Source organism: Streptomyces rubellus (assembly GCF_036323805.1).
In the GTDB taxonomy this organism is placed as follows: Bacteria; Actinomycetota; Actinomycetes; order Streptomycetales; family Streptomycetaceae; genus Streptomyces.
Genome location: NZ_JAZDCX010000006.1, coordinates 240819 through 260236, shown reverse-complemented (window position 1 = coordinate 260236; position 19418 = coordinate 240819). Strand labels below are relative to the sequence as shown.

Annotated in this window: 20 protein-coding genes, 3 tRNA genes and 1 pseudogene; 19 read left to right on the top strand and 5 right to left on the bottom strand. The window is 69.9% G+C overall.

What is annotated here, in order from left to right:
• Nucleotides 1-8 precede the first annotated feature (8 nt).
• The 5 genes from tadA (at nucleotide 9) to V1L54_RS09645 (ending at nucleotide 3416) form a co-directional block, all read left to right on the top strand.
• On the top strand, nucleotides 9-596 hold the full coding sequence (gene tadA, locus V1L54_RS09665) for a tRNA adenosine(34) deaminase TadA (RefSeq protein WP_330117490.1): 588 nt from the start codon (nucleotides 9-11) through the stop codon (nucleotides 594-596).
• Nucleotides 597-606: 10 nt separating this feature from the next.
• A tRNA-Ser gene (locus V1L54_RS09660) sits at nucleotides 607-693 on the top strand.
• A 424-nt stretch (nucleotides 694-1117) separates the two neighbouring features.
• On the top strand, nucleotides 1118-1306 hold the full coding sequence (locus V1L54_RS09655; RefSeq protein ID WP_330117489.1) for a hypothetical protein: 189 nt from the start codon (nucleotides 1118-1120) through the stop codon (nucleotides 1304-1306).
• A gap of 215 nt (nucleotides 1307-1521) precedes the next feature.
• On the top strand, nucleotides 1522-2358 hold the full coding sequence (locus V1L54_RS09650) for an RNA polymerase sigma factor SigF (RefSeq protein ID WP_330117488.1): 837 nt from the start codon (nucleotides 1522-1524) through the stop codon (nucleotides 2356-2358).
• A 203-nt stretch (nucleotides 2359-2561) separates the two neighbouring features.
• The gene (locus tag V1L54_RS09645) at nucleotides 2562-3416 is read left to right on the top strand and encodes an RNA polymerase sigma factor SigF (RefSeq protein WP_330117487.1); all 855 of its coding nucleotides are present in this window, start codon (nucleotides 2562-2564) and stop codon (nucleotides 3414-3416) included.
• A gap of 180 nt (nucleotides 3417-3596) precedes the next feature.
• Here V1L54_RS09645 and V1L54_RS09640 read toward each other — a convergent pair whose 3' ends face one another.
• The gene (locus V1L54_RS09640) at nucleotides 3597-3794 is read right to left on the bottom strand and encodes a hypothetical protein (protein WP_330117486.1); all 198 of its coding nucleotides are present in this window, start codon (nucleotides 3792-3794) and stop codon (nucleotides 3597-3599) included.
• Between the two features lie 209 nt (nucleotides 3795-4003).
• Between V1L54_RS09640 and V1L54_RS09635 the strand changes: the two genes are divergently transcribed.
• From V1L54_RS09635 to V1L54_RS09595, 9 genes and pseudogenes are all read left to right on the top strand, one after another.
• A complete protein-coding gene (locus tag V1L54_RS09635) occupies nucleotides 4004-4528 on the top strand; it encodes a MarR family winged helix-turn-helix transcriptional regulator (RefSeq protein ID WP_330117485.1) in 525 nt (174 codons plus the stop codon).
• Between the two features lie 165 nt (nucleotides 4529-4693).
• Nucleotides 4694-6197: pseudogene (locus V1L54_RS09630) on the top strand (MDR family MFS transporter); the annotation flags it as partial.
• A gap of 709 nt (nucleotides 6198-6906) precedes the next feature.
• Nucleotides 6907-7263: a helix-turn-helix domain-containing protein gene (locus tag V1L54_RS09625; RefSeq protein WP_330117484.1), complete on the top strand. Its 357-nt coding sequence runs from the start codon at nucleotides 6907-6909 to the stop codon at nucleotides 7261-7263.
• A 23-nt stretch (nucleotides 7264-7286) separates the two neighbouring features.
• On the top strand, nucleotides 7287-7553 hold the full coding sequence (locus tag V1L54_RS09620) for a hypothetical protein (RefSeq protein ID WP_330117483.1): 267 nt from the start codon (nucleotides 7287-7289) through the stop codon (nucleotides 7551-7553).
• 117 nt (nucleotides 7554-7670) lie between these two features.
• Nucleotides 7671-8393, top strand: coding sequence for an ATP-binding cassette domain-containing protein (locus tag V1L54_RS09615; protein WP_330117482.1), 723 nt, complete (start codon nucleotides 7671-7673; stop codon nucleotides 8391-8393).
• Nucleotides 8390-9916 carry a hypothetical protein gene (locus V1L54_RS09610; protein WP_330117481.1) on the top strand — a complete coding sequence of 509 codons (1527 nt, stop codon included), beginning with the start codon at nucleotides 8390-8392 and terminating at the stop codon, nucleotides 9914-9916. Before V1L54_RS09615 ends, V1L54_RS09610 begins: the two co-directional genes overlap by 4 nt.
• On the top strand, nucleotides 9897-10133 hold the full coding sequence (locus V1L54_RS09605) for a hypothetical protein (RefSeq protein WP_330117480.1): 237 nt from the start codon (nucleotides 9897-9899) through the stop codon (nucleotides 10131-10133). Before V1L54_RS09610 ends, V1L54_RS09605 begins: the two co-directional genes overlap by 20 nt.
• A 52-nt stretch (nucleotides 10134-10185) precedes the next feature.
• The gene (locus tag V1L54_RS09600) at nucleotides 10186-10662 is read left to right on the top strand and encodes a hypothetical protein (RefSeq protein ID WP_330117479.1); all 477 of its coding nucleotides are present in this window, start codon (nucleotides 10186-10188) and stop codon (nucleotides 10660-10662) included.
• 150 nt (nucleotides 10663-10812) lie between these two features.
• The gene (locus tag V1L54_RS09595) at nucleotides 10813-11247 is read left to right on the top strand and encodes a YybH family protein (protein WP_330117478.1); all 435 of its coding nucleotides are present in this window, start codon (nucleotides 10813-10815) and stop codon (nucleotides 11245-11247) included.
• Nucleotides 11248-11471: 224 nt separating this feature from the next.
• On the opposite strand, the gene V1L54_RS09590 is transcribed toward V1L54_RS09595, so the two are convergent.
• Nucleotides 11472-12680, bottom strand: coding sequence for a helix-turn-helix transcriptional regulator (locus V1L54_RS09590; RefSeq protein ID WP_330117477.1), 1209 nt, complete (start codon nucleotides 12678-12680; stop codon nucleotides 11472-11474).
• Between the two features lie 75 nt (nucleotides 12681-12755).
• Between V1L54_RS09590 and V1L54_RS09585 the strand changes: the two genes are divergently transcribed.
• Entirely contained in the window at nucleotides 12756-13004 is a 249-nt protein-coding gene (locus V1L54_RS09585) for a hypothetical protein (protein ID WP_330117476.1), read from the top strand.
• 350 nt (nucleotides 13005-13354) lie between these two features.
• A complete protein-coding gene (locus V1L54_RS09580) occupies nucleotides 13355-14374 on the top strand; it encodes a hypothetical protein (RefSeq protein ID WP_330117475.1) in 1020 nt (339 codons plus the stop codon).
• A gap of 364 nt (nucleotides 14375-14738) precedes the next feature.
• On the opposite strand, the gene V1L54_RS09575 is transcribed toward V1L54_RS09580, so the two are convergent.
• Nucleotides 14739-15707 (bottom strand): GntR family transcriptional regulator, encoded by a 969-nt coding sequence (locus V1L54_RS09575; protein ID WP_330117474.1) that lies wholly within the window; start codon nucleotides 15705-15707, stop codon nucleotides 14739-14741.
• A gap of 111 nt (nucleotides 15708-15818) precedes the next feature.
• Here V1L54_RS09575 and V1L54_RS09570 point away from each other — a divergent pair, with 111 nt between their 5' ends.
• The 3 genes from V1L54_RS09570 to V1L54_RS09560 are packed head-to-tail and all read left to right on the top strand — an operon-like array spanning nucleotide 15819 to nucleotide 18759.
• The gene (locus V1L54_RS09570; protein WP_330117473.1) at nucleotides 15819-17288 is read left to right on the top strand and encodes a replication initiator; all 1470 of its coding nucleotides are present in this window, start codon (nucleotides 15819-15821) and stop codon (nucleotides 17286-17288) included.
• Nucleotides 17289-17311: 23 nt separating this feature from the next.
• Complete coding sequence (locus V1L54_RS09565; protein WP_443076558.1) at nucleotides 17312-17488, top strand: helix-turn-helix domain-containing protein; 177 nt, start codon at nucleotides 17312-17314, stop codon at nucleotides 17486-17488.
• The gene (locus tag V1L54_RS09560; RefSeq protein WP_330117471.1) at nucleotides 17488-18759 is read left to right on the top strand and encodes a site-specific integrase; all 1272 of its coding nucleotides are present in this window, start codon (nucleotides 17488-17490) and stop codon (nucleotides 18757-18759) included. Before V1L54_RS09565 ends, V1L54_RS09560 begins: the two co-directional genes overlap by 1 nt.
• Before the next feature lie 109 nt (nucleotides 18760-18868).
• On the opposite strand, the gene V1L54_RS09555 is transcribed toward V1L54_RS09560, so the two are convergent.
• Both V1L54_RS09555 and V1L54_RS09550 read right to left on the bottom strand, forming a co-directional pair.
• A tRNA-Arg gene (locus V1L54_RS09555) sits at nucleotides 18869-18941 on the bottom strand.
• A 194-nt stretch (nucleotides 18942-19135) separates the two neighbouring features.
• Nucleotides 19136-19226 (bottom strand) — tRNA-Ser (locus V1L54_RS09550).
• Between the last annotated feature and the right edge of the window lie 192 nt (nucleotides 19227-19418).

The following is a 19418-nucleotide window of genomic DNA, read 5'->3' as shown; positions in this document are numbered from 1 at the left end:
TGTCCCGCATGAGCGATCCGAGCCTTCCGCGTGATCCGAACGGTCCGAACGGCTCCCGCGACCCGGCCGATCCGGTGCGGGATCCGTGGCGGCCGGCGATGCGGCATGCCCTCGAGGAGGCCGCCCTGGCCCCCCGGACCGGCGACGTCCCCGTCGGCGCGGTCGTCCTGGCCCCGGACGGCACGGTCCTGGGCCGCGGCCGCAACGAGCGCGAGGCCACCGGCGACCCGACGGCGCACGCGGAGGTCGTCGCGATCCGGGCCGCGGCCCGCGCGGTCGGCGAGTGGCGGCTGTCGGGCTGCACGCTGGCGGTGACCCTGGAGCCGTGCACGATGTGCGCGGGCGCGATCGTGCTGGCCCGGCTGGAGCGGGTGGTCTACGGGGCGGTGGACGACAAGGCGGGCGCCGCCGGCTCCCTGTGGGACGTCGTGCGGGACCGCCGGCTCAACCACCGGCCCGAGGTGGTCTCCGGGGTGCTGGCCGCGGAGTGCGGAAGGCTGCTGACGGACTTCTTCCGCGGGCCGGGCCGGGAGTCCCCGTCCCGGCCCGGCACCCGCCCGGATACCGATTTCGGCACACGCCCGCCCGTGGGCTAAGCTCTCTCCCGGTAGCGTGTCCGAGCGGCCGAAGGAGCTCGCCTCGAAAGCGAGTGTGGGGGCAACTCCACCGTGGGTTCAAATCCCACCGCTACCGCTTGTGAAGTGCAGTGACGCCGAGGGCCGCACCCGAACGGGTGCGGCCCTCGGCGTTGCTCCGTCTCAGTTCCCGTCCCGGTTTCCGGCCCGGTCCCGTCCCGGCTCCCCTCTGGCCAGGTGCCGCCGGCACCGCGTCCTCCGGCGGCGCGGGCCGCCACCCCGGCCCCGCGGTGTCCCCGTGCTCCTGCCGCCGGAGGCGGCTCCGGCGGCAGGCGGCGGCCTCCCCGCGGATTCCTGCTCGGCCAGGACCGGCCCGGGGAGCGGTGCCGGGCCCCTCCGCGCACGCGGCCGCTCCGCCCCCGCGCAGCGCCGTCCACCCGCCGCGGACGTCCTCCGCGACTCCCTGGGACCGCCGCGCCCGCGCCGGATAGACTCTCGCGACCGCACGGGCGGGTCCCGTGCGGCCTTGTGCGAAGTGCTCGGTGACATACGGGGAGAGGCGGGGCTACGTGGACGTCAAGAAGGTCGCGCTGTACCTCCTCCTCGTCTTCGTCCTCTACTCGATCATCACCTCGCCCGAGCGTTCCGCCGAGCTCGTCGGGATCGGCTTCGAGGGCATATCCGGTGCCGCGAAGGGTGTCGGCTCCTTCATGACCGAACTGGTGAACTGAGCCGGATCGTCCGTGCGGAGCGCCCGCCCCGCTCCCGCCGCTCGACGTGGCCCGCCGCGGCGCCCGCCCCCCGTCCGGGCGCTCCCGCCGGGATCCGCCGTGCGCCTGCCCGTAACAACACGTGGCCATACGATGCTTGCGCATGGCGCATATAACTTGTGATGCTATGACCGCTTTGCCGGACCTGTCGCGACCATGAAGGGGTTGGACGAACGGTGGCGGCCACGCGGACCCTTCCCCAGCCCTCTACCGGGGACGAGACCCCCGCCGGGGGGACCCCCAACCGCCGCAGCGCGGAGACCCGGGCCCTGACCCATGCCCTCTTCCAGCGGCTCTCCGGCCTGGAGCGCGGCACCGCCGAGCACGAACGGGTGCGCGGCGCCCTGATCGAGGCCAACATCCCGCTCGTCCGCTATGTCGCCGCCCGCTTCCGCAGCCGCAACGAGCCGATGGAGGACGTCGTCCAGGTCGGCACCATCGGCCTGATCAACGCGATCGACCGCTTCGACCCCGGCCGCGGCGTGCAGTTCCCCACCTTCGCGATGCCCACGATCATCGGCGAGATCCGGCGCTACTTCCGCGACAACGTCCGCACCGTGCACGTACCGCGGCGGCTGCACGAGCTGTGGGTGCAGGTCAGCGGCGCCACCGAGGACCTGACCGTGCTGCACGGCCGCTCGCCCACCACCGCCGAGATCGCCGAGCGGCTGCGGATCGGCGAGGAGGAGGTCCTGGCCTGTCTGGAGGCCGGCCGCGCCTACCGGGCCACCTCCCTGGAGGCCGCCCAGGAGCGGGACGACGGCATGCCCGGGCTCATCGACCGGCTCGGCTACGAGGACCCGGCGCTGGACGGCGTCGAGCACCGCGACCTGGTGCGGCACCTGCTGGTCCAGCTCCCCGAGCGCGAGCAGCACATCCTGCTGCTGCGCTACTACCGCAATCTGACGCAGTCCCAGATCAGCGCGGAGCTGGGAGTCTCCCAGATGCACGTGTCCCGGCTGCTGTCGCGGAGCTTCGCCCGGCTGCGGGCCGCGAACCCCGTCGACGCGTGACCCCCGCCCCGCGGATGACACTCGTTCAGGCGGAATCACCGTCAACTGTGCAGTTTTATCGACATGAACCTACGTCGTGTTGCTGACTTGTGACATTCTGCTGGAACTGCGTTTGCCGCGGCGGCGCCGCCGGTATTGACCGGTAGGTGCTTCCCTCACGCCGAGGGTGCCGCCGCGATCCGTCCGCGACCCAAGGGGGTGGCATGTCCGTAGAACTGGGCAGCGCGAAGGTGCTCGCCGAGCAGCCGACCGACACAGCCGACGACGCTCCGTACGTTCCCGCAGACTGCGACGCCATCGACACCCGGACTCTGTCCCGCTCCCTGTTCCAGCGGCTCGCCACGCTCGACGCGGACAGCCCGGAGCGGGCCTACGTCCGCGACACCCTCATCGAACTGAACCTCCCGCTGGTGCGCTACGCGGCGGCCCGCTTCCGCAGCCGCAACGAGCCCATGGAGGACATCGTCCAGGTCGGCACCATCGGCCTGATCAAGGCCATCGACCGCTTCGACTGCGAGCGCGGCGTGGAGTTCCCCACGTTCGCGATGCCCACGGTCGTCGGCGAGATCAAGCGCTTCTTCCGCGACACCTCCTGGTCGGTGCGCGTCCCGAGACGTCTGCAGGAGCTGCGGCTGGCGCTCACCAAGACCAGCGACGAGCTGTCGCAGAAGCTCGACCGCTCCCCGACGGTCGCCGAGCTGGCGGGCGCGCTGGGCGTGTCCGAGGAGGACGTGGTGGACGGGCTGGCCGTGGGCAACGCCTACACCGCCAGTTCCCTGGACTCCCCCGCCCCGGAGGAGGAGGGCGGCGAGGGCTCCCTCGCGGACCGGCTCGGCTACGAGGACAGCGCGCTGGAGGGAGTGGAGTACCGCGAGTCGCTCAAGCCGCTGCTCGCCAAGCTCCCGCCGCGCGAGCGGCAGATCATCATGCTCCGGTTCTTCGGGAACATGACCCAGTCGCAGATCGGCGAGCAGGTCGGCATCTCACAGATGCACGTCTCCCGGCTGCTGACCCGTACGCTCGCGCAGCTGCGGGAGGGCCTGATCGCGGAGGAGTGAGCACGGCGCGGCGCCCGCCGGGCACCGCGGGAGGACGGTTCCGGAGACAGCCGCCGGGCGGTACACCGCCGCGGCGGCTGTCCCGTGTCCGGATGCCGTGATCGCGGACGTCGTGGTCGTGGGTGTCGTGGCCGACTTGGGTGCTGTGGCCTGTGTGGGCGCCCGTACGCGCCGGCCGGATCAGGAGAGGGCGAACCAGACGACCCCGGCGATCACCAGGACGGCCACCACGATCCCGGCGATCAGACCGACCCGGGGACCGGAGGAAGGAGTCGCCGCGGGCGGACGCGGCCCGCCCTCGTCGACGAAGGCGCGGAACATCTGGGTGCTGCCGGCGGGGTCGTGGCCGCCCTGCGGTGCTTGGGGGTTGTGAGCCATGACCAGGACCCTAGCGAACACCCGGGGAACAGGTCATCCCCCTCTCCCAGCCGGGCACTCCCGTTCGCACCCGCTCCGTCCCCGGCGGGTCGCCCGCCGGGGCTTGGGGAACTTTTTGCCCTCGGCCGTCCGATTTCTTTTGCTTGGGGCAAGCAACGAACATAAGCTTGCTCAAAGCAACAATCTTTCGGGCCCGAGGGAGACACCGGATGACCGCACCCGATCCGCACGCCGCTCCGTACGAGGAACTGGCCCGGCAGATCGGCCTCACCGGAGCCGTCCGGCGCGAGCTGGCCCGCTCCCTGCCGGACGAGTGCCCGCCCGCGTCCGCCGCCGTACTGACACTGCTGAGCAGGCACGGCGAGATGCGGATGAGCAGGCTCACCGATCTGCTCGGCATCGACATGTCCGTCACCAGCCGCCAGGTCGCGTACGCCGTCGACCGGGGCTGGATCGACCGGCGGCCCGACCCCCTCGACGGCCGGGTCCGGCTGCTGCGGCTGACCGAGGACGGCCTGCTGCTGCTGCGCGAGACGCACCGGCGGGCCACCGACGTGCTCGCCGAGGTGCTCGCCGACTGGCCCGAGGAGGATGTCGGCCGCCTCACCGAACTACTGGCCCGGCTGCACGAGAGCTTCGGCGACTGCGGCAGGCGCGGCGCCCGGGGAGCGCACCGCACCGCGTCCCTCCCCGAGGTCCACTCCGAGGCCCGCGTCCCCGGGTCCCGCCCCTGAGACCCGCCCCGCCGGGCCCGCCCCCACACGTACGGCCCGGGGACGCCACGACGTTCCCGGGCCGGGAAGAGAACAGGAACCAAGGAGCGCATGGCCACGTCCACACCCCCGAAGGAGGAGCCGGGAAGCCCCGGCCCCACCGAGCGTGACACCGAAGCGGTGCCCATGACGCACCGCCAGATCATGGAGGCGCTGTCCGGGCTGCTGCTCGGCATGTTCGTCTCGATCCTGTCCTCGACGGTCGTCTCCAACGCCCTGCCCCGGATCATCGCCGACCTGGGCGGCGGGCAGAGCGCGTACACCTGGGTGGTGACGGCGACCCTGCTGACCATGACCGCCTCCACCCCTCTGTGGGGCAAGCTCGCCGACCTCTTCAGCAAGAAGCTGCTGGTGCAGCTCGCCCTGGTCATCTTCGTCCTGGCCTCCGCGGGCGCGGGCCTGGCCCAGGACGCCGGCACCCTGATCGCCTTCCGGGCGGTGCAGGGACTGGGCGCGGGCGGACTGGCGGCGCTGTCCCAGATCATCATCGCCGCGATGATCCCCCCGCGGGAGCGCGGCCGGTACAGCGGCTACCTCGGCGCGACCTTCGCCGTCGGCACGGTCGGCGGTCCGCTCCTGGGCGGCGTGATCACCGACACGTCCTGGCTCGGCTGGCGCTGGTGCTTCTACGTGGGCGTGCCCTTCGCCGTCCTCGCGCTGCTCGTGCTGCAGCGGACGCTGCACCTGCCGGTGATCCGCCGCCAGGGCGTGAAGGTCGACTGGCTCGGCGCCTTCCTCATCACCGCCGCGGTCTCGCTGCTGCTGATCTGGGTGACGCTCGCGGGCGACACCTACGACTGGCTGTCCTGGCAGACGTACACGATGGTCGGCACCTCCGTCGCCCTCGGCTTCGCCTTCGTCGCCACCGAGACGCGCGCCGCCGAGCCGATCGTCCCGCTGCGGCTGTTCCGCAACCGCACGATCACGCTCACCGCGCTGGCCTCGCTCTTCGTCGGCATCGCGATGTTCGGCGCGACCGTCTTCCTCAGCCAGTACTTCCAGCTCGCCCGCGGCGAGTCGCCGACCATGTCCGGCGTGCTGACGATCCCGATGATCGCCGGCCTGTTCCTCTCCACCACCGTCTCCGGGCAGATCATCACCCGCACCGGCCGCTGGAAGGTCTGGCTGGTCACCGGCGGTGTCCTGCTGACGGCCGGGCTGGGACTGCTGGGCACGATGCGGTACGACACCCCGTACTGGCAGCTGGCCGTCCACATGGCGCTGCTGGGCATCGGCGTCGGCATGATGATGCAGAACCTCGTGCTGGCCACCCAGAACCAGGTCGCCCTGAGCGATCTGGGCGCGGCCAGCTCCGTGCTCGCCTTCTTCCGCTCGCTGGGCGGCGCGGTCGGCGTCTCGGTGCTGGGCGCGGTGCTCGCCCACCGCATCACCGACTATGTGAACGAGGGCATGGCCAGGCTGGGCGGCTCCCCCTCCGGTGAGGCGACCGGCGGCAACGGCAGCGCCATCCCGGACCTGGCCACCCTTCCGGGACCGGTCCGCTCGGTCGTCGAGAGCGCGTACGGCCACGGTGTCGCCGACATCTACCTCTACGCCGCGCCGATCGCCCTGGTCGCCCTGGTGCTGGTGGCCCTGGTCAAGGAGGTCCCACTGCGGACCCAGCTCGACACCCCGCAGGATCCCGCGGAGAACGCCGCGGAGGGCACGGCGGGGAACTCCACGGCGAGCGCCCGGATCTGACCCGGCCCCTTCCCCTCCTGCCCCTCCTCTTCTGCCCTTTCCCTCCCCGAAGGCCTCCGGTCGCATCTCCGCACCGGGGGCCTTCGGGGCTGTCAGGCCCGGGGACACCGCGGGAGGACCCGCCCGGTGACCGCCGCCACGCGATGTTTCACGGGAAACATCGCGGTACGACAAAACACTTGTCCAGAGCACCGTTTTCCGTCCGGCGGACCACTTCCGTCTCCCCGGACGGTCCCCGCCGCACCCGCCCTCAGGAGCTTCACGCCCGGCCGCGGCCCCCGGCCCGGGCGCCCGGGCGGCCGCGTGTCCGATCGGCGGTGTGCATGCCGACCGGACCGGGTACCCGCTCAACCCGGGTGCATGTCGGCGCCTTTCCGCCACCGGCCGGCCGCGTACGGCACCACCCGCGAACGTTCCGCTTCATCACGGTCAGTACAGGTTGATAGGGTTTCACGACTCTTCCGCCGATTCCACCCGACTACCGCCGGGGGGCCAATCAGCGCCAACCTCCTCCACGGCCCCTTGCCCCACCGGTCCGCGCCGCCCCTATGGTGCTCGGGTGGCCAGTGGCTCCGGCCGCCCGCCGGAGCGCGATCGGTCACCCGACCGGAAGACACCGTCGTCACGGGGGAAGAGAAGTGAGAATTCCACCAGACGGAAGGCCCGAGCACGGCAGAACAGGGCAGCACTGCTGCGGACTGCTCGACGTACCGCACTGGGTGCGCGAGGCGGACCTCTCCCTTCTGACCACGCGCGAACGCGAAGTCCTCGTCGCGCTGGGCGACTGCCTGCCCAGCACCGCCATAGCCGACAGCTGCTGCATAACGGAACGAACGGTCAAGAAGCACATCGCCGGCATCTTCCTCAAGCTGGAGATCTCCTCGCGAGCGGAAGCGGCCGTCATAGCGACCTGCCGGAAGCATGAACTGTGGACAAAAGGTGGTCTCGCGGACACTGGTTACCTTGGCAGGGACATGACACCTTCGGGTGAGTGAAACCACCCCGAAAGGAGAAGAACATGTCCGTATCCACCCTGGCGCCGGAGACCGCCGCGCACACGCACCGGATCACCTCACGCGCCGTCGAGGCGGCCAGGACGAGGATCGACCGGGGACTGGTCCGCTACGACGGCTGGTTCCTGGTGCTCATCGCGGTCATCCTCGCCCTGGGCGCCACCCTGCTCGCGGGCATGGCCGTCTGGTGCGTGGTCAACCAGGGCAAGACCTTCACCGGCAGCTGGGAGTACCGGGACTTCGGTCTGCGGGTCTACTTCGAGTGCAGGTAGCGCACGCCACCGGATGACCGGCTGACGTTCCGGTACGGTGCCCGGCCGGCCCGGTCCCGACGGACATCCCGGGCCGGCCGGGCACCCCCCGCACGACGGACTCGGCGAAGGAACAAGGTGACCGTGACCCTTCTGGACATCAGGAACGTCAGCTACTCCTACGACGGCGTCGTCAACGTCCTCGCGGACGTGTCCCTCTCGGTCGAGGAGGGGACGATCGTCGGTCTCGTCGGCCCCAACGGCTCCGGCAAGTCCACACTGATCAAGAACATCTTCGACCTGGTGCGCCTCCAGTCCGGTTCCCTCCGCGTCGGCGGCCACGAGCACGCCTCCCCCGAGGCGAAGGCCCAGGGCATGTACCTGTCCAGCAACGACTACCTGCCGGAGTTCCTCACCGCCCGCGAGTACCTCTCCCTGCTGGGGGACCTGTTCCGGACCGAAACGGACCACTCCGCGGCCCTCGAGCTGTTCCGCAGGTTCTCGATGGAGGGGCGGTACGACCACCTCATCGAGGACTACTCGCACGGCATGCGCAAGAAGACCCAGCTCGTCTCCGCACTCGTCATGCGCCGCCCCCTGACCGTGATCGACGAGACCCTCAACGGCATCGACCTCGAAGCGCTCCACCTCAGCGAGCGGGAGTTCCGGCGCCTCCGCGACGAAGGCAGGTCCATCCTGCTGTGCACGCACGACTTCACCGTCCTGGAACGGCTGGCCGACCGCGTCGTCTTCCTCGACCTGGGCCATGTGGTGTCCGACGAGCCCACGCACGAGCTGATCGCCGAGCACGGCTCGGTGGCCACCATGGTGTTCGACCACCTCGGATCGGACGAGCGATGACCCTACGGCTGCGCCACTCCGCCGTCCTGGCCCGGATGCTCCTCGTCTTCTTCCGACGCCGGGTGCTGCGGGTGGGAGTCCTGCGCTCCGCCCCGGTACGGGTGTTCGTGGTGTCTGCTGCCGTCCTGCTGCTGGGCGCCATGTGCGCCTCCGCCTACTTCTTCCTCAGGCCGCTGGCCGGCGACACGGCCGTCTGGCGTCTGCTGTTCGACACCTCGACGGTCTCCCTCGTCCTGTGGGTGCAGATCGCGTTCCTGATGGTGAAGGTGCTCTTCATCAACGCGGAGGGAATGCTCCTGCTGAGCCACCAGCTGCCGGTCACCAACCGGGAACGCTCGACGGCCTTCCTGCTGTACGAGGCGGTGATGACGGGCATCGTGGCCTGCGCGGGCCTGATCGCCCTCGTGGTCAGCGCGGTGCTCCTGCTCGGACCGGGCGCCGTCCCGTACGTCACGGCCTCCGTCGTCCTGCCCGCCGTCCTGACCTACCTCGCCCTGAGCGTCCTCTACCAGTCGCTGACCCGGCTGTGGAACCTGGCAGGGCTCGGGCGGATCTCCGGCATCCTGTCCGTCCTGGTCCTGTTCGCGCTGCTGGCGCTCTACTCCACCCGGATGAAACCGATGATCCAGGACATCAGCCAGGCGTACCTGGACGAGCGGACCCACCACGTGTGGGTCACCTCGGTGTCCTGGGCGTGGCAGCGGTACGGGGCCGTCGCGGCCCTCGCCGCCGCGCTGCTCGCCGCGGCGGCACTCACGGCCCTCACGCTCGCCCTCGCCCCGAACCAGCACATCCGGCAGTCCCGCTACCTGAACATCCGGGCGGGCGGACGGCTGCGCGGTGTGCTGGGCCCGTACGACTGGTGCCTGCTGCGCGGTTCACAGACCGTGGCGGGTGCGGTGATGGCCGTCGCCCTGTTCGGCTGGCTGCTGCTGCGCCCCACGCCGAACCCGATGTGGAGCCTCACCCTCCTGTCCGTGGGCGGCCTGTACCAGTTCACCGCCACCCAGCCGCTGCGGACGCTGCCCGGGGCCTCGGTCTCCGCCTGGCGGGTCTACGGGCGCCTGCTCCGGGCGCAGCTCGTCCTGCTCGCCGTGTTCGCCGTACCCGGGCTCGGAATCGTCTTCTCCGTCGACCCGCGGCTCTTCTTCCAGAGCGGGCCGGCCCTCCTGGGCTGCCTCGGCGGGGCCGTCATGACCACGTGCATCGGCATCGTGTTCCCGGCGGAGAAGGACAACCCGTTCTCCGTGTTCCTGGGGCTCTCCGTGGTCGCCGTCGTGCTCGCCCTGTCGGCGATCGGGCTGGGAATGCTCAGGCTTCCGCCCTGGGTGATGGCGGTGTGCCTGGCCGGAGCGTCCGCCCTGTTCGTCCTGTACGCGGTGCAGGGAATCCAGACAAGCGAGTCGAGGAGAAGGAATGAGAAAGGCACTACCGGTCGTGAGGTCCGTCGTCGGGGCCGCCGTGCTGACCCTGGCGGTCGCCGTGGTGACACTGCTGTACCTCATGTTCTCAACGGACGATGACAAGGCCGTCCGCCGGGAGGCCCTGTTCGGCTCGCTGTTCTTCGAGACGGAGGAGAAGGGCGACGGGGCGCTCGGCGTCACCATGGGCGTGGCGAACCCGACGGCGCTGATCATCCTGTTCCTCGTGTTCGCCGCCGTCCTGACCATGGTCCAGTTCACCTACCGGGGGTTGAGGCAGCGCCGTGAGCAGCTCATCGAGGAGATGTCCCGCAACTGACCCGGGGAGCCGCGGCCGGGACGGCCTCCGGATCCGCACGGTCGTCGCGGCGGTGGCCGCCCAGGTCTGGCCCCTGCTGGTGTTCCTGGGCCTGCTCCTGGCGGCGGCCCTGGCCTGGTTCGCACGGTCGGGCGACCGGGTGCCGGCCGAGATGGCGTGGGGGGTCTTCGAAGCGGCGGTCCTGGGGCTGGTGGCCTCGTTCGCCCTGCACGAGTCGGCACACGTGGTCGCCCTCAGACGCGTCCGCACGGTGACCCGTATCGCGCTCGAGCGCACGGCGTGGCGTACGTCGGTGGTCCCCGAGGGCACCATGACGGCACGCCAGACGGCAGGGGTGGCCCTCGCCGGGCCCCTCTCCTGCGTCGCGGTCGGCGCCCTCCTCTGGCTCCCGGACCTGGACCGGTCCCTGGCCTGGTGGTACCTCGCGCATGCCGCGTTCCTGCTGCCCTTCTTCGGCGACGGCCGGGCCCTCCGCCACGGCCTCCGCACGGCACGGGGCCGGCGGCCGGCCGGTGAGGCCCGGGGGTGAGCGCCTCCCCGGAGCGGCCTCGGCCGAGCCCGGCCCCGCCCCGCCGGCGATGAGTTCCGGCACCGGCCGGAGTCCTCCCGTCAGAGGTTCGTCCGAGGAGACGGTGCCGCGCGACGGTGCGGTGCCGCCGAGACAGCAGGGAGCCGAACCATGTCCGATGACGAAGCACAGATCCGCGCCTTGGTCGAGCGATGGGCCGCGGCGGTACACCGGGGCGACATGGCGGCGGTACTGGCGGACCACGCCGACGACATCGTGATGTTCGACGTACCGCCGCCGTACCGGGGCGTCCGCGGAATCGACGCCTACCGCGAGAGCTGGCCGCCCTTCTTCGCCTGGCAGGCCCAGGGTGCCCTCTTCGAGATCGACTCCCTCGACGTCACCGCCGGCGGTGACGTCGCCTTCGCCCACGCCCTGCTGCGCTGCGGAACCCCGCAGGACCTGGCCGGACGGCCGGAGAACCGCCTGCGGCTCACCCTCGGGCTGCGCAAGGAGGGGGGCCGCTGGACCGTGGCGCACGAACACCACTCGTTCCCGGACACCTCCGCCGAGGAGGCCGCCGCCTCCGACGTTCGGCCGGCATGAGCAGGCTGCTGAAGCACATGGACGAGAGGCCCGGCCGATCTCCCGGCCGGGCCTCTCGTCTGCTGCGCGCTCGGCAGGATTCGAACCTGCAACCTTCTGATCCGTAGCTCTGGGCGCCGCCCTGCGGCGGGGCCTCGCCCCTTACGGGACCTGGTGTCCGTGGTCGTCCCCGGCTGCCGTCGTGTGCGGTCGTTGCCGTCACGGTTGCCGTCAGGCTGCGGGCCTCACGCGGCCCGGCCGAGCAGATCCCGAACCTCGGGAACGTCCCGGTACTCCGACAGCCGTGCCAGCACCACCCGCGACCGCTCGGCGGTCCGCTCGCTGGCCACGTCCGCCGAGAGGGTCAAGACGCGCTCGGCCGTCGCGGCGGCCTCCTCCGGCTCGTTGGCATCGGCGAGCGCGACGGCGAGCCACGAGAGGTAGAGGGCAAGCTCCCGAGCATGGGTAGCGTCGTACCGCGTCAGGACCTCCCGCAGCAACGGAACGGCCCTGAGCGGGCGGTGCAGCTCGGTATAGACGCGGGCCTCCATGACCTCCAGCTCACCCCGGTCGACCCAGTACAGGTAGCCGGGTTCGTCCTCCCCGCCGTGCTCGGTCAGGGTCTCCCCGGCCTCGCCGAGTGCCCGCACGGCCTCCTGCGGCTCGCCTGCCTTGGTGTGCGCCCACGCCACACGATCGAGGTACAGCGCCCGTGCCCGCGGCGGGGCGTCCTCCCCGGCCTCCTCCAGCGCCGTACGGGCCATGACCAGCCCGCCACGCACGTCCCCGGTGTTGGTCCGCTGGTAGGCGAGCGAACCGAGCAGGTTCCCCACCAGCGTCCGGTCCCCGGCCTGGTGGGCAGCGCTGATCCCCAGCCGGTAGATCTTCTCGGCCTGCTCATGCTCCCCGGCGTCGCTGGCGATCCAGCCGGCGATCTGCGCCAGTTCCCCTATGGCGACCAGCAGCGTCCGGCCGGTCTCCTCACTGTGACTGCTCTCCCGGTAGAGCCGCACGGCGGACCGCAGCTCGCGCAACGCGGGCTTGAGCAGGTCGCCCCCGGCGATCACGTCGTCGGCCAGCCTGAGCCCGTGCACGCGCCGCTGCACGTCCTCGACCGTCCCGGCGCCGATCCGTCGGCCGTGGCGGACCTGGAGGGGCGCGAGCGGGTCCCCCTCGGGCAGGAAGTCGGCGACGCTGGCGGGCGCGGCCTCGTCGGCCTTGGTGGCCGCAGCGCGCTCCAATTCGGTCACGGGCACCTCCAGTGCAGCAGCGAGGAACGGCAGCCAGACACACGGCGTCCGGAGCCCCTTCTCGTACCGGTAGATCTCCTGGCGTCCCAACCCGCCGGAACCGACCCCGGCGGCCCGGCACACCTCACGGGCGAGCCTGGCCTGGCTCCACCCCTTGCCCTCGCGCAACCGCCGGATCATCTGAGCCGTTGTCTCCCCGCGCATGCCTCCATGCTGGCCTACAAGTTGGCCTACGCGGGGCCTCTGTGCCGATATCCGCCCGAACGAGACGCTGCCAGCATGGCTACCGACAGCAACAACAGCAGCGCTACCCGCGACCTTCCCGAGATCGGCACGCTGGTGGTCGACACCGGGAGGGACCGCATCGGCGTGGTCATGGACCACATGGACGACCTCGTCCAGCTCCGCCCGCCGGGCGGCGGCCGTGAGTGGGACTGCCGCCCCTCCCGTATCCGCCCCGCCACCCGCGCCGAGACCCTGAGCGCCCGCGTCTCAGCCGCGAACGCAGACAGCAGACTCCCGCACTGACCACTGCGCTCCTGACGGGTCAATCATGTGACAACGCCTGGAGCATCACAAGCATCTCTGGCAGAACCTAAGCACCACAGAGCCCTCACGTCACTCATCATGAAAATCTGTCGCACCTATGCAAAGGATTGCGCCACACTTCATGCATGACTATTGACTCAGCCTTGGACGATCTCCTCCGGCCCTGCCGGGCTGCCCTACGCGACTTCTCTACACACCTGGATGACCAGCGGGGCCTGGCCCGTTCAGACGTAAATGCCACCCGTTTCCCCGTCGAGCGGAAATCTCTCCCTGTTCCGGGGTCCGTGCAACTGGTGATGAGCCTGGCCCTTGGAGCCCACAATCTGGGAATGGCCGAAAAGCTGGCGTGGGAGTATCCTTTCAAATTCCGCAACCGCCCATGCTCAATCACCCTACAAAAGTTCGGAATCCGCCTATATCTTGCCCCCCAAGAGGGAGATGAGGAAGATTCCCTGAAAGAGATCGCCAGGGAGATAATCGGAAAAATCTCATCCGCAAGCCGCTGCATCGAGAAAAAAATCCTCTCCGAAGTGGCTAAATCTGAAGTACACCTGGGGCGCGTCACCATTTACAATCAAGTCGGCCAGCTTAGGGCGATGTATGGATTCTTTCGCCGCCTAGCCGAACGGGCATACGCTGGCAAGGGGCTGCTTATTGATGATCTCAAGAAGTCTGACGTATCGGGCGCAACACCTGAAGCGGAGAAAATCGCACACAGCCTGAAAATGGCGTTCGGGGAACCCATAGCCCGGGATCGCGAGGGTTTCTACGCAACCATCGCTATGATCAATGCCTACTTCAGCCTGTTTGAACACCTGCTTGTCCTATCACTGCCAGCCACAGACTTCGACCCTTCACAAGAGCCCATCACAGAATTCATAGCAAGCAAGATATTCGAAAAGTACGATCGAGTATTCGATGCAAAAGGCGACGCTCAAGCCAAGGAATTCCGGGTTCGCCTCCGCGAAATGGCCGAAGTGTGGAGAAATCCATATGGCCATGGAGCATTCGATAAGCGTCACGGGACGCTGCATTTTCAAATTCCCGGGCTTGGCCCGTTTCCGGCTATCTTGTCAGACATTCGTTCGCATCCGACGTTTGAGTTCTCGCCGGATCGCGAAAGTGCCTTCGACCTAGCTTGCTCTCTATTTGATGAGCTGGATGCATGGCTACGCGACGGCCCCATACGGCACGGAGTTAGGTGGGCAGAAGCAGGTCTGAACGTCTCCTACGATTCTGAAACTCTTAATCTTTTCCGCTCTGCCTCTAATGCGGGAGACGAGGAGTTCGAGCGCTTCTTGACTTCGGCATCCTACCTCGAAGAGAAAGCAGCTAACATGGAATGGTAGGAAATCGTGAGGTTGCAGCTCCGAGGTCGGCGGAGCGACTTTGGGCGGGAGCTGCCTTGGGGCGAGAGATCGGAGGCCCTTACGCTGGCCCGCGAATCGGGCTGGCTCCTCGCCTGCCCGCAAGTGCCCGATCTGGGCCCCCGATCTTCGAGACTCGCCCCAAGGTGGCTGCCTAAAGTCGTCGGAGCCGACCGGGCCCAGCCACCGACCAGCTCTGACAGCAACCCCGGTGCTCGCTGCTGGCGCGGGGCCGGCGGACCGGGCCGGAGCGGGGCGGAGACAGGAGCGGCGGCCCGGGGGAGCCGGGCCGCGCGCGGCGAGCGGCAGCGAGCCGCCTTGATTCTGTAGAGAAAATTTGCGGAACCTACAGGCGCAGGACTGCGGCGGCGTCTCCGCCCGTGTGGTGTGTCGCTGCCAGCCATTCGGGAGCGCTGGCGACTTCGAAGCGGTCCGCGGGGGCCGTGATCGTCGTGACCTCCAGTGGGCGGCCCTGGTCGTCGGCCATGGTCCTGCGGACTTCGAGTACGGCCGTGCCGGTCGCCACTGCCAGATCCGTCGCCTCGTCGCCCACGGGCATGCGCGCCGTGACGCTGCTGACGAACCGGACCGGGCCGTGCCGCTCGGTCAGCCGGTCGTACATCTTCCATTCCGGGCTGGTCGAACCTTCCGGCTCGTCCTGCGGGTCGTAGTCGTCGGGGAGGTCGTCCGGCTCTTCCTGGTTGCTGCTGGAGGAGTTGTACGGGTACTCCGGGTCGTCCGGGTCCCAGTCGTACAGGTCGGCGGGCTCCTCGGGCTTCGGTTCCGGCAGCAGGCCGACCAGGTGCGCGGGCGTGATCGACGTGACGGCGATCGTCTGGTGCAGGGTGCGGTGCCGCCAGTACTCGTAGCGGTAGACGACCCTCGTCCCCGTGCGGACTCCCAGCGCTTCGGCCTCGTGGCGTCCGGCGGACGTGATCACCGCGTCCCGTGCGTCGACTCCCGCTCGGCGCAGCTCGACGGCCTTGGCGTGCTCTCCTCTCAGCCATCCCTGCGCCGAAGGGTCGTAGTCCTCGGCGAGCAGGTCGGCGGTCTTCGGGGCGTTGATCAGGATGACGCGTCGTTCGGGTCGTGACCGGACGAACGTGCCCCGTCCGTGGGCAACGGTGAGCAATCCTTCGCCCACCAGGACGTTGATCGCGCGCCGGACGGTCGGCCGGGAGACGTCATAGCGCTCGGCGAGCGGCGCTTCTCCTGGCAGCGGGCTTCCGGGCGGGTACACCTCGTCGGCGATGTCGGAACGCAGTGCGTCGGCGATCACTCGCCACGCCGGTCCGCCGGACTCGGCAGCAGGCATCGATTCTCCTCACTCAGAAAGTTGGCCTACAACACGTAGCACGTCTGATGCTAACCTGAACACGTGGCACAAGACGTACTACGTGTGAATCTGGGACCTCGTCCACCCGACATGACCGAGAGGGAGTGGGCTGACCTCGGCCGATGGTTCGAGCGGATGACCGCGCCGGACTACCCGGAGTGGGAAGCGGGAGTACGGCGGATCGGCGGCTGTGCGCATCCGATCCACCTCGCCGGTACGGTCCGGCTGGTCGACTCCGGTACCGGCAGCGTCGTTCACGAGCTGGGCGACGGCGGACGGACGCGGCTGATGGTGCCGTGCGGCAACCGCCGCCGTCAGTGGTGCGCACCCTGCTCGCGCGTCTACCAGTGGGACACCTGGCACCTGGTGAAAGCCGGGCTCGCCGGCGGCAAGGGCGTACCCGAGTCGGTCACCGACCGGCCGCGGGCCTTCGTCACGCTGACGGCTCCTTCCTTCGGACCGGTCCACGCGGCCTCGACGGATCGGGTCTGCCATCCCCGGCGCGGTGGCCACGAGTGCGAGCACGGACGGCCGTCGGCCTGCTGGGAGCGGCATCCGGACGGTGACGACCTGATCGGGCAACCGCTGTGCGGGGGCTGCTTCGACTACGCCGGGGCCGTCCTGTGGAACGCGCACGCCGGTCGCTTATGGCACCGGTTCACCGACCTCATGCGGCGCCAGGAACTACCGCGTGCGGCCGGTGTCTCCCGCCGTGAGTTCGCCGGGTCGGTGCGCGTCTCGTTCGTCAAGGTCGCCGAGTACCAGCGGCGCGGCCTGGTCCATTTCCACGCGGTCGTGCGTCTCGACCCCACAGAGGAAGGGGAGACGTTTCCGGCCTGGGCCGGTCATGGGCTGATCGACCCGGCGGTACGGCGGACAGTGCCGCTGGTCCGGGTCGTCACCCCGGACGGTCCGGCCGGACAGTGGGAGCTGGGCTGGGGTTCTCAGGTGGACGTGCAGCCCATACCGGTGAACGTGGCGGCGGACGGCGAGACGGACGGTGCCGGGAGGGTGGCCGCGTACATCGCCAAGTACGTGACGAAGGCGGCCGAGTGCACGGGGACCGTCGACCGTCCCCTGTACTGCCCGGACTGCCGGGGCTCGGGCCTGGCCGGTGCCTGCCCGCGCTGCGACGGCTCGGGCCTGCGGGCGCCGCTGTCGGACCTGCGGGTGCCGCCCCATGCCCGCACGCTGATCGGTACGGCCTGGCGGCTCGGCGGAGTGCCGGAGCTCCGACCGCTGCGGCTGCGGCGCTGGGCCCACCAGTTCGGCTACGGCGGCCACTTCTCCAGCAAGAGCCGCAGCTACAGCACCACCATGACCGCGCTCCGGGCGGCCCGTGCCGCGTTCCGGTCCGAGCAGACGCGCAAGCGCCTCGGGATCACCGGCGACCTGGTGGTGAGCGCCGATCTGTCGTTCGCCGGTTCCGGCTACGCCGACAACACCGAACGGCGGATCGCCGAGAACATCCGCCGGGACATCGCCGAGAACCGCGAGATCGCCCGGGAGGAGATCGCGCACCTGGAAGCCCTGTACGCCGACGACCGGGGGTGCGGATGAGAGATCCGGGCCGCGGGGCGCCCGTGGTTCTCCTCACCGTCGACCAGGTGGCCGCCCGGCTCCAGGTCAGCCGGTGGACGGTCTACAACCTCATCCGCTCGCGGGAGCTGGCCTCTCTCACCATCGGCCGGTGCCGCCGCGTCAGTGAGGCCGCACTGCACGACTACATCGCACGCCAATCGGAACGGGAGATCGACTGATGGGCAAGGCCAGGAAGAACGGCAACGGAGAGGGCACCATCTACCTCCGCAAGGACGGCCGCTGGGAGGGGACGGCGTACGTCCTCACCACCGACGGCACGTACAAGCGGCGCAGCGTCTACGGCCGGACGTGGGACGAGGCGCACGAGAAGCTGACACGCCTCAAGGCCGACTCGCAGACCGGGCTGCCGGTGGCCACGAGCCGGATGACGGTGGCCGAGTACCTGGCCTACTGGCTGGCGCACGTGGCACGCGTCAAGGTCCGGAAGACGACGTACGTCAACTACGAGTCGCTGGTGCGGAACTACATCGTGCCGGGCCTGGGCCGGAAGAGGGTCGCCCGGCTGACCGCCCGGGACATACGCGCCTTCCTCCTCACCACCGCCCGCACCTGCCAGTGCTGCGCCCAGGGGAAGGACGAGGCGCGGCCGGAGCGGAAGCGGCGCTGCTGCGCGCTGGGCCGGTGCTGCGAGAAGTACCCCTCGGACCGCACGGTGCGCTTCCTGCTGGTGATCCTGCGGGCCGCCCTCCAGCACGCGGTGCGGGAGGACGAGTTACCGCGCAACGTCGCCCGGAACGTGGAGCTGGGCATGGGCACGAAGCGCGAGATCGAGCCGCTGACGGCGCAGGAGGGGAAGCAGCTCCTCGCGGCGGCCCGGGGCAACCGGCTGTGGGCGGCGTACGAGCTGGCCGTACGGACCGGGCTGCGGCGCGGTGAGCTGCTGGGGCTGCGCTGGCAGGACGTCGACCTGCACGAGGGAGTGCTGACCGTGCGGCAGGCGCTCCAGCGGGTCGGCGGTGAGCTGATCATCGTCCCGCCCAAGACGCAGCGGTCGGCCCGGCGGGTGGCGCTGCCCGCCGAGTGCGTACGGGCACTGCGCGCCCAGCGTGCCCAGCAGCTCGCCGACCGGCGGGCCGCCGGAGAGAAGTGGAAGGGGACGGGTCAGGGCCTGGTGTTCACCACGAAGAACGGGACGCCGATCGAGCCGCGCAACCTGAACCGCTCCTTCGAGGCGCTGTGCGCCCGTGCCAAGGTCCGGCGGGTCCGCTTCCACGATCTCCGGCACACCTGCGCGTCGCTCCTCCACGAGCAGGGCGCAGACGCCCGGATGATCATGGAGGTGCTCGGGCACAGCTCGATCCGCGTGACGATGGACGTCTACACCTTCGTACGGCTCGACGCCCAGCGGTCGGCCTTCGCGCGGATGGGGAACGCCCTGGGCGACGGCGGCGCTGACGGTGCTGACGGCAGCGACGGCGGCGGCCCGTAGCCGGTCACCAAACCTTGTGATCTCCCGCCCGGCGGTTGCCGTCAACCACCGCCGTCACCGCACACGCAAGAGCCCCTGCCGGTCTCCCGGCAGGGGCTCTGAGCTGCTGCGCGCTCGGCAGGATTCGAACCTGCAACCTTCTGATCCGTAGTCAGATGCTCTATCCGTTAAGCTACGAGCGCTTGACCTTCCGGCCGTCTTGCGGGCCGGTCGTCGTTGCGGGAACAACATTACATGACCCGCGCCCGGAGGCGAAATCCATTGCGTCCATGCGGTCTGAGCTGCGCGGACGACCGGCGGAGGCCCAGAAACGACCCGAACGGCCCGGACGACGGCGGAAGCCCCGGCCACGCGGGCCGGGGCTTCGGTGATCGAGCGGAGGCTGAGGGATTTGAACCCTCGATGGGCGGTAAAGCCCAAACCGCATTAGCAGTGCGGCGCCATAGACCAGACTAGGCGAAGCCTCCCCACAGGCCGCGTGACCGCGGCGCGTGTGTGCAGATGATGGCACAGCCCGCGGACTGTCTCCAATCGGCGTCTACGTTACCCGGACGACACACCCCCGGGCAAAGCCCTTTCCCACCGGTGGCGGCGTTCCCGTGGGACGAGCGGGTGGATGTGCGCAACGGCGCCCGGCCCGGCGCGTTAGCAGGGGGACC

What these genes read in the sequence shown, in the direction of transcription:
- tadA (WP_330117490.1), top strand. Translation starts at nt 9, where the DNA reads ATGAGCGATCCGAGCCTTCCGCGTGATCCGAACGGTCCGAACGGCTCC.
- V1L54_RS09645 (WP_330117487.1), top strand. Translation starts at nt 2,562, where the DNA reads ATGTCCGTAGAACTGGGCAGCGCGAAGGTGCTCGCCGAGCAGCCGACC.
- V1L54_RS09640 (WP_330117486.1), bottom strand. Translation starts at nt 3,794, where the DNA reads ATGGCTCACAACCCCCAAGCACCGCAGGGCGGCCACGACCCCGCCGGC.
- V1L54_RS09635 (WP_330117485.1), top strand. Translation starts at nt 4,004, where the DNA reads ATGACCGCACCCGATCCGCACGCCGCTCCGTACGAGGAACTGGCCCGG.
- V1L54_RS09620 (WP_330117483.1), top strand. Translation starts at nt 7,287, where the DNA reads ATGTCCGTATCCACCCTGGCGCCGGAGACCGCCGCGCACACGCACCGG.
- V1L54_RS09610 (WP_330117481.1), top strand. Translation starts at nt 8,390, where the DNA reads ATGACCCTACGGCTGCGCCACTCCGCCGTCCTGGCCCGGATGCTCCTC.
- V1L54_RS09605 (WP_330117480.1), top strand. Translation starts at nt 9,897, where the DNA reads ATGTTCTCAACGGACGATGACAAGGCCGTCCGCCGGGAGGCCCTGTTC.
- V1L54_RS09595 (WP_330117478.1), top strand. Translation starts at nt 10,813, where the DNA reads ATGTCCGATGACGAAGCACAGATCCGCGCCTTGGTCGAGCGATGGGCC.
- V1L54_RS09590 (WP_330117477.1), bottom strand. Translation starts at nt 12,680, where the DNA reads ATGCGCGGGGAGACAACGGCTCAGATGATCCGGCGGTTGCGCGAGGGC.
- V1L54_RS09585 (WP_330117476.1), top strand. Translation starts at nt 12,756, where the DNA reads ATGGCTACCGACAGCAACAACAGCAGCGCTACCCGCGACCTTCCCGAG.
- V1L54_RS09580 (WP_330117475.1), top strand. Translation starts at nt 13,355, where the DNA reads ATGGCCGAAAAGCTGGCGTGGGAGTATCCTTTCAAATTCCGCAACCGC.
- V1L54_RS09575 (WP_330117474.1), bottom strand. Translation starts at nt 15,707, where the DNA reads ATGCCTGCTGCCGAGTCCGGCGGACCGGCGTGGCGAGTGATCGCCGAC.
- V1L54_RS09570 (WP_330117473.1), top strand. Translation starts at nt 15,819, where the DNA reads ATGACCGAGAGGGAGTGGGCTGACCTCGGCCGATGGTTCGAGCGGATG.
- V1L54_RS09560 (WP_330117471.1), top strand. Translation starts at nt 17,488, where the DNA reads ATGGGCAAGGCCAGGAAGAACGGCAACGGAGAGGGCACCATCTACCTC.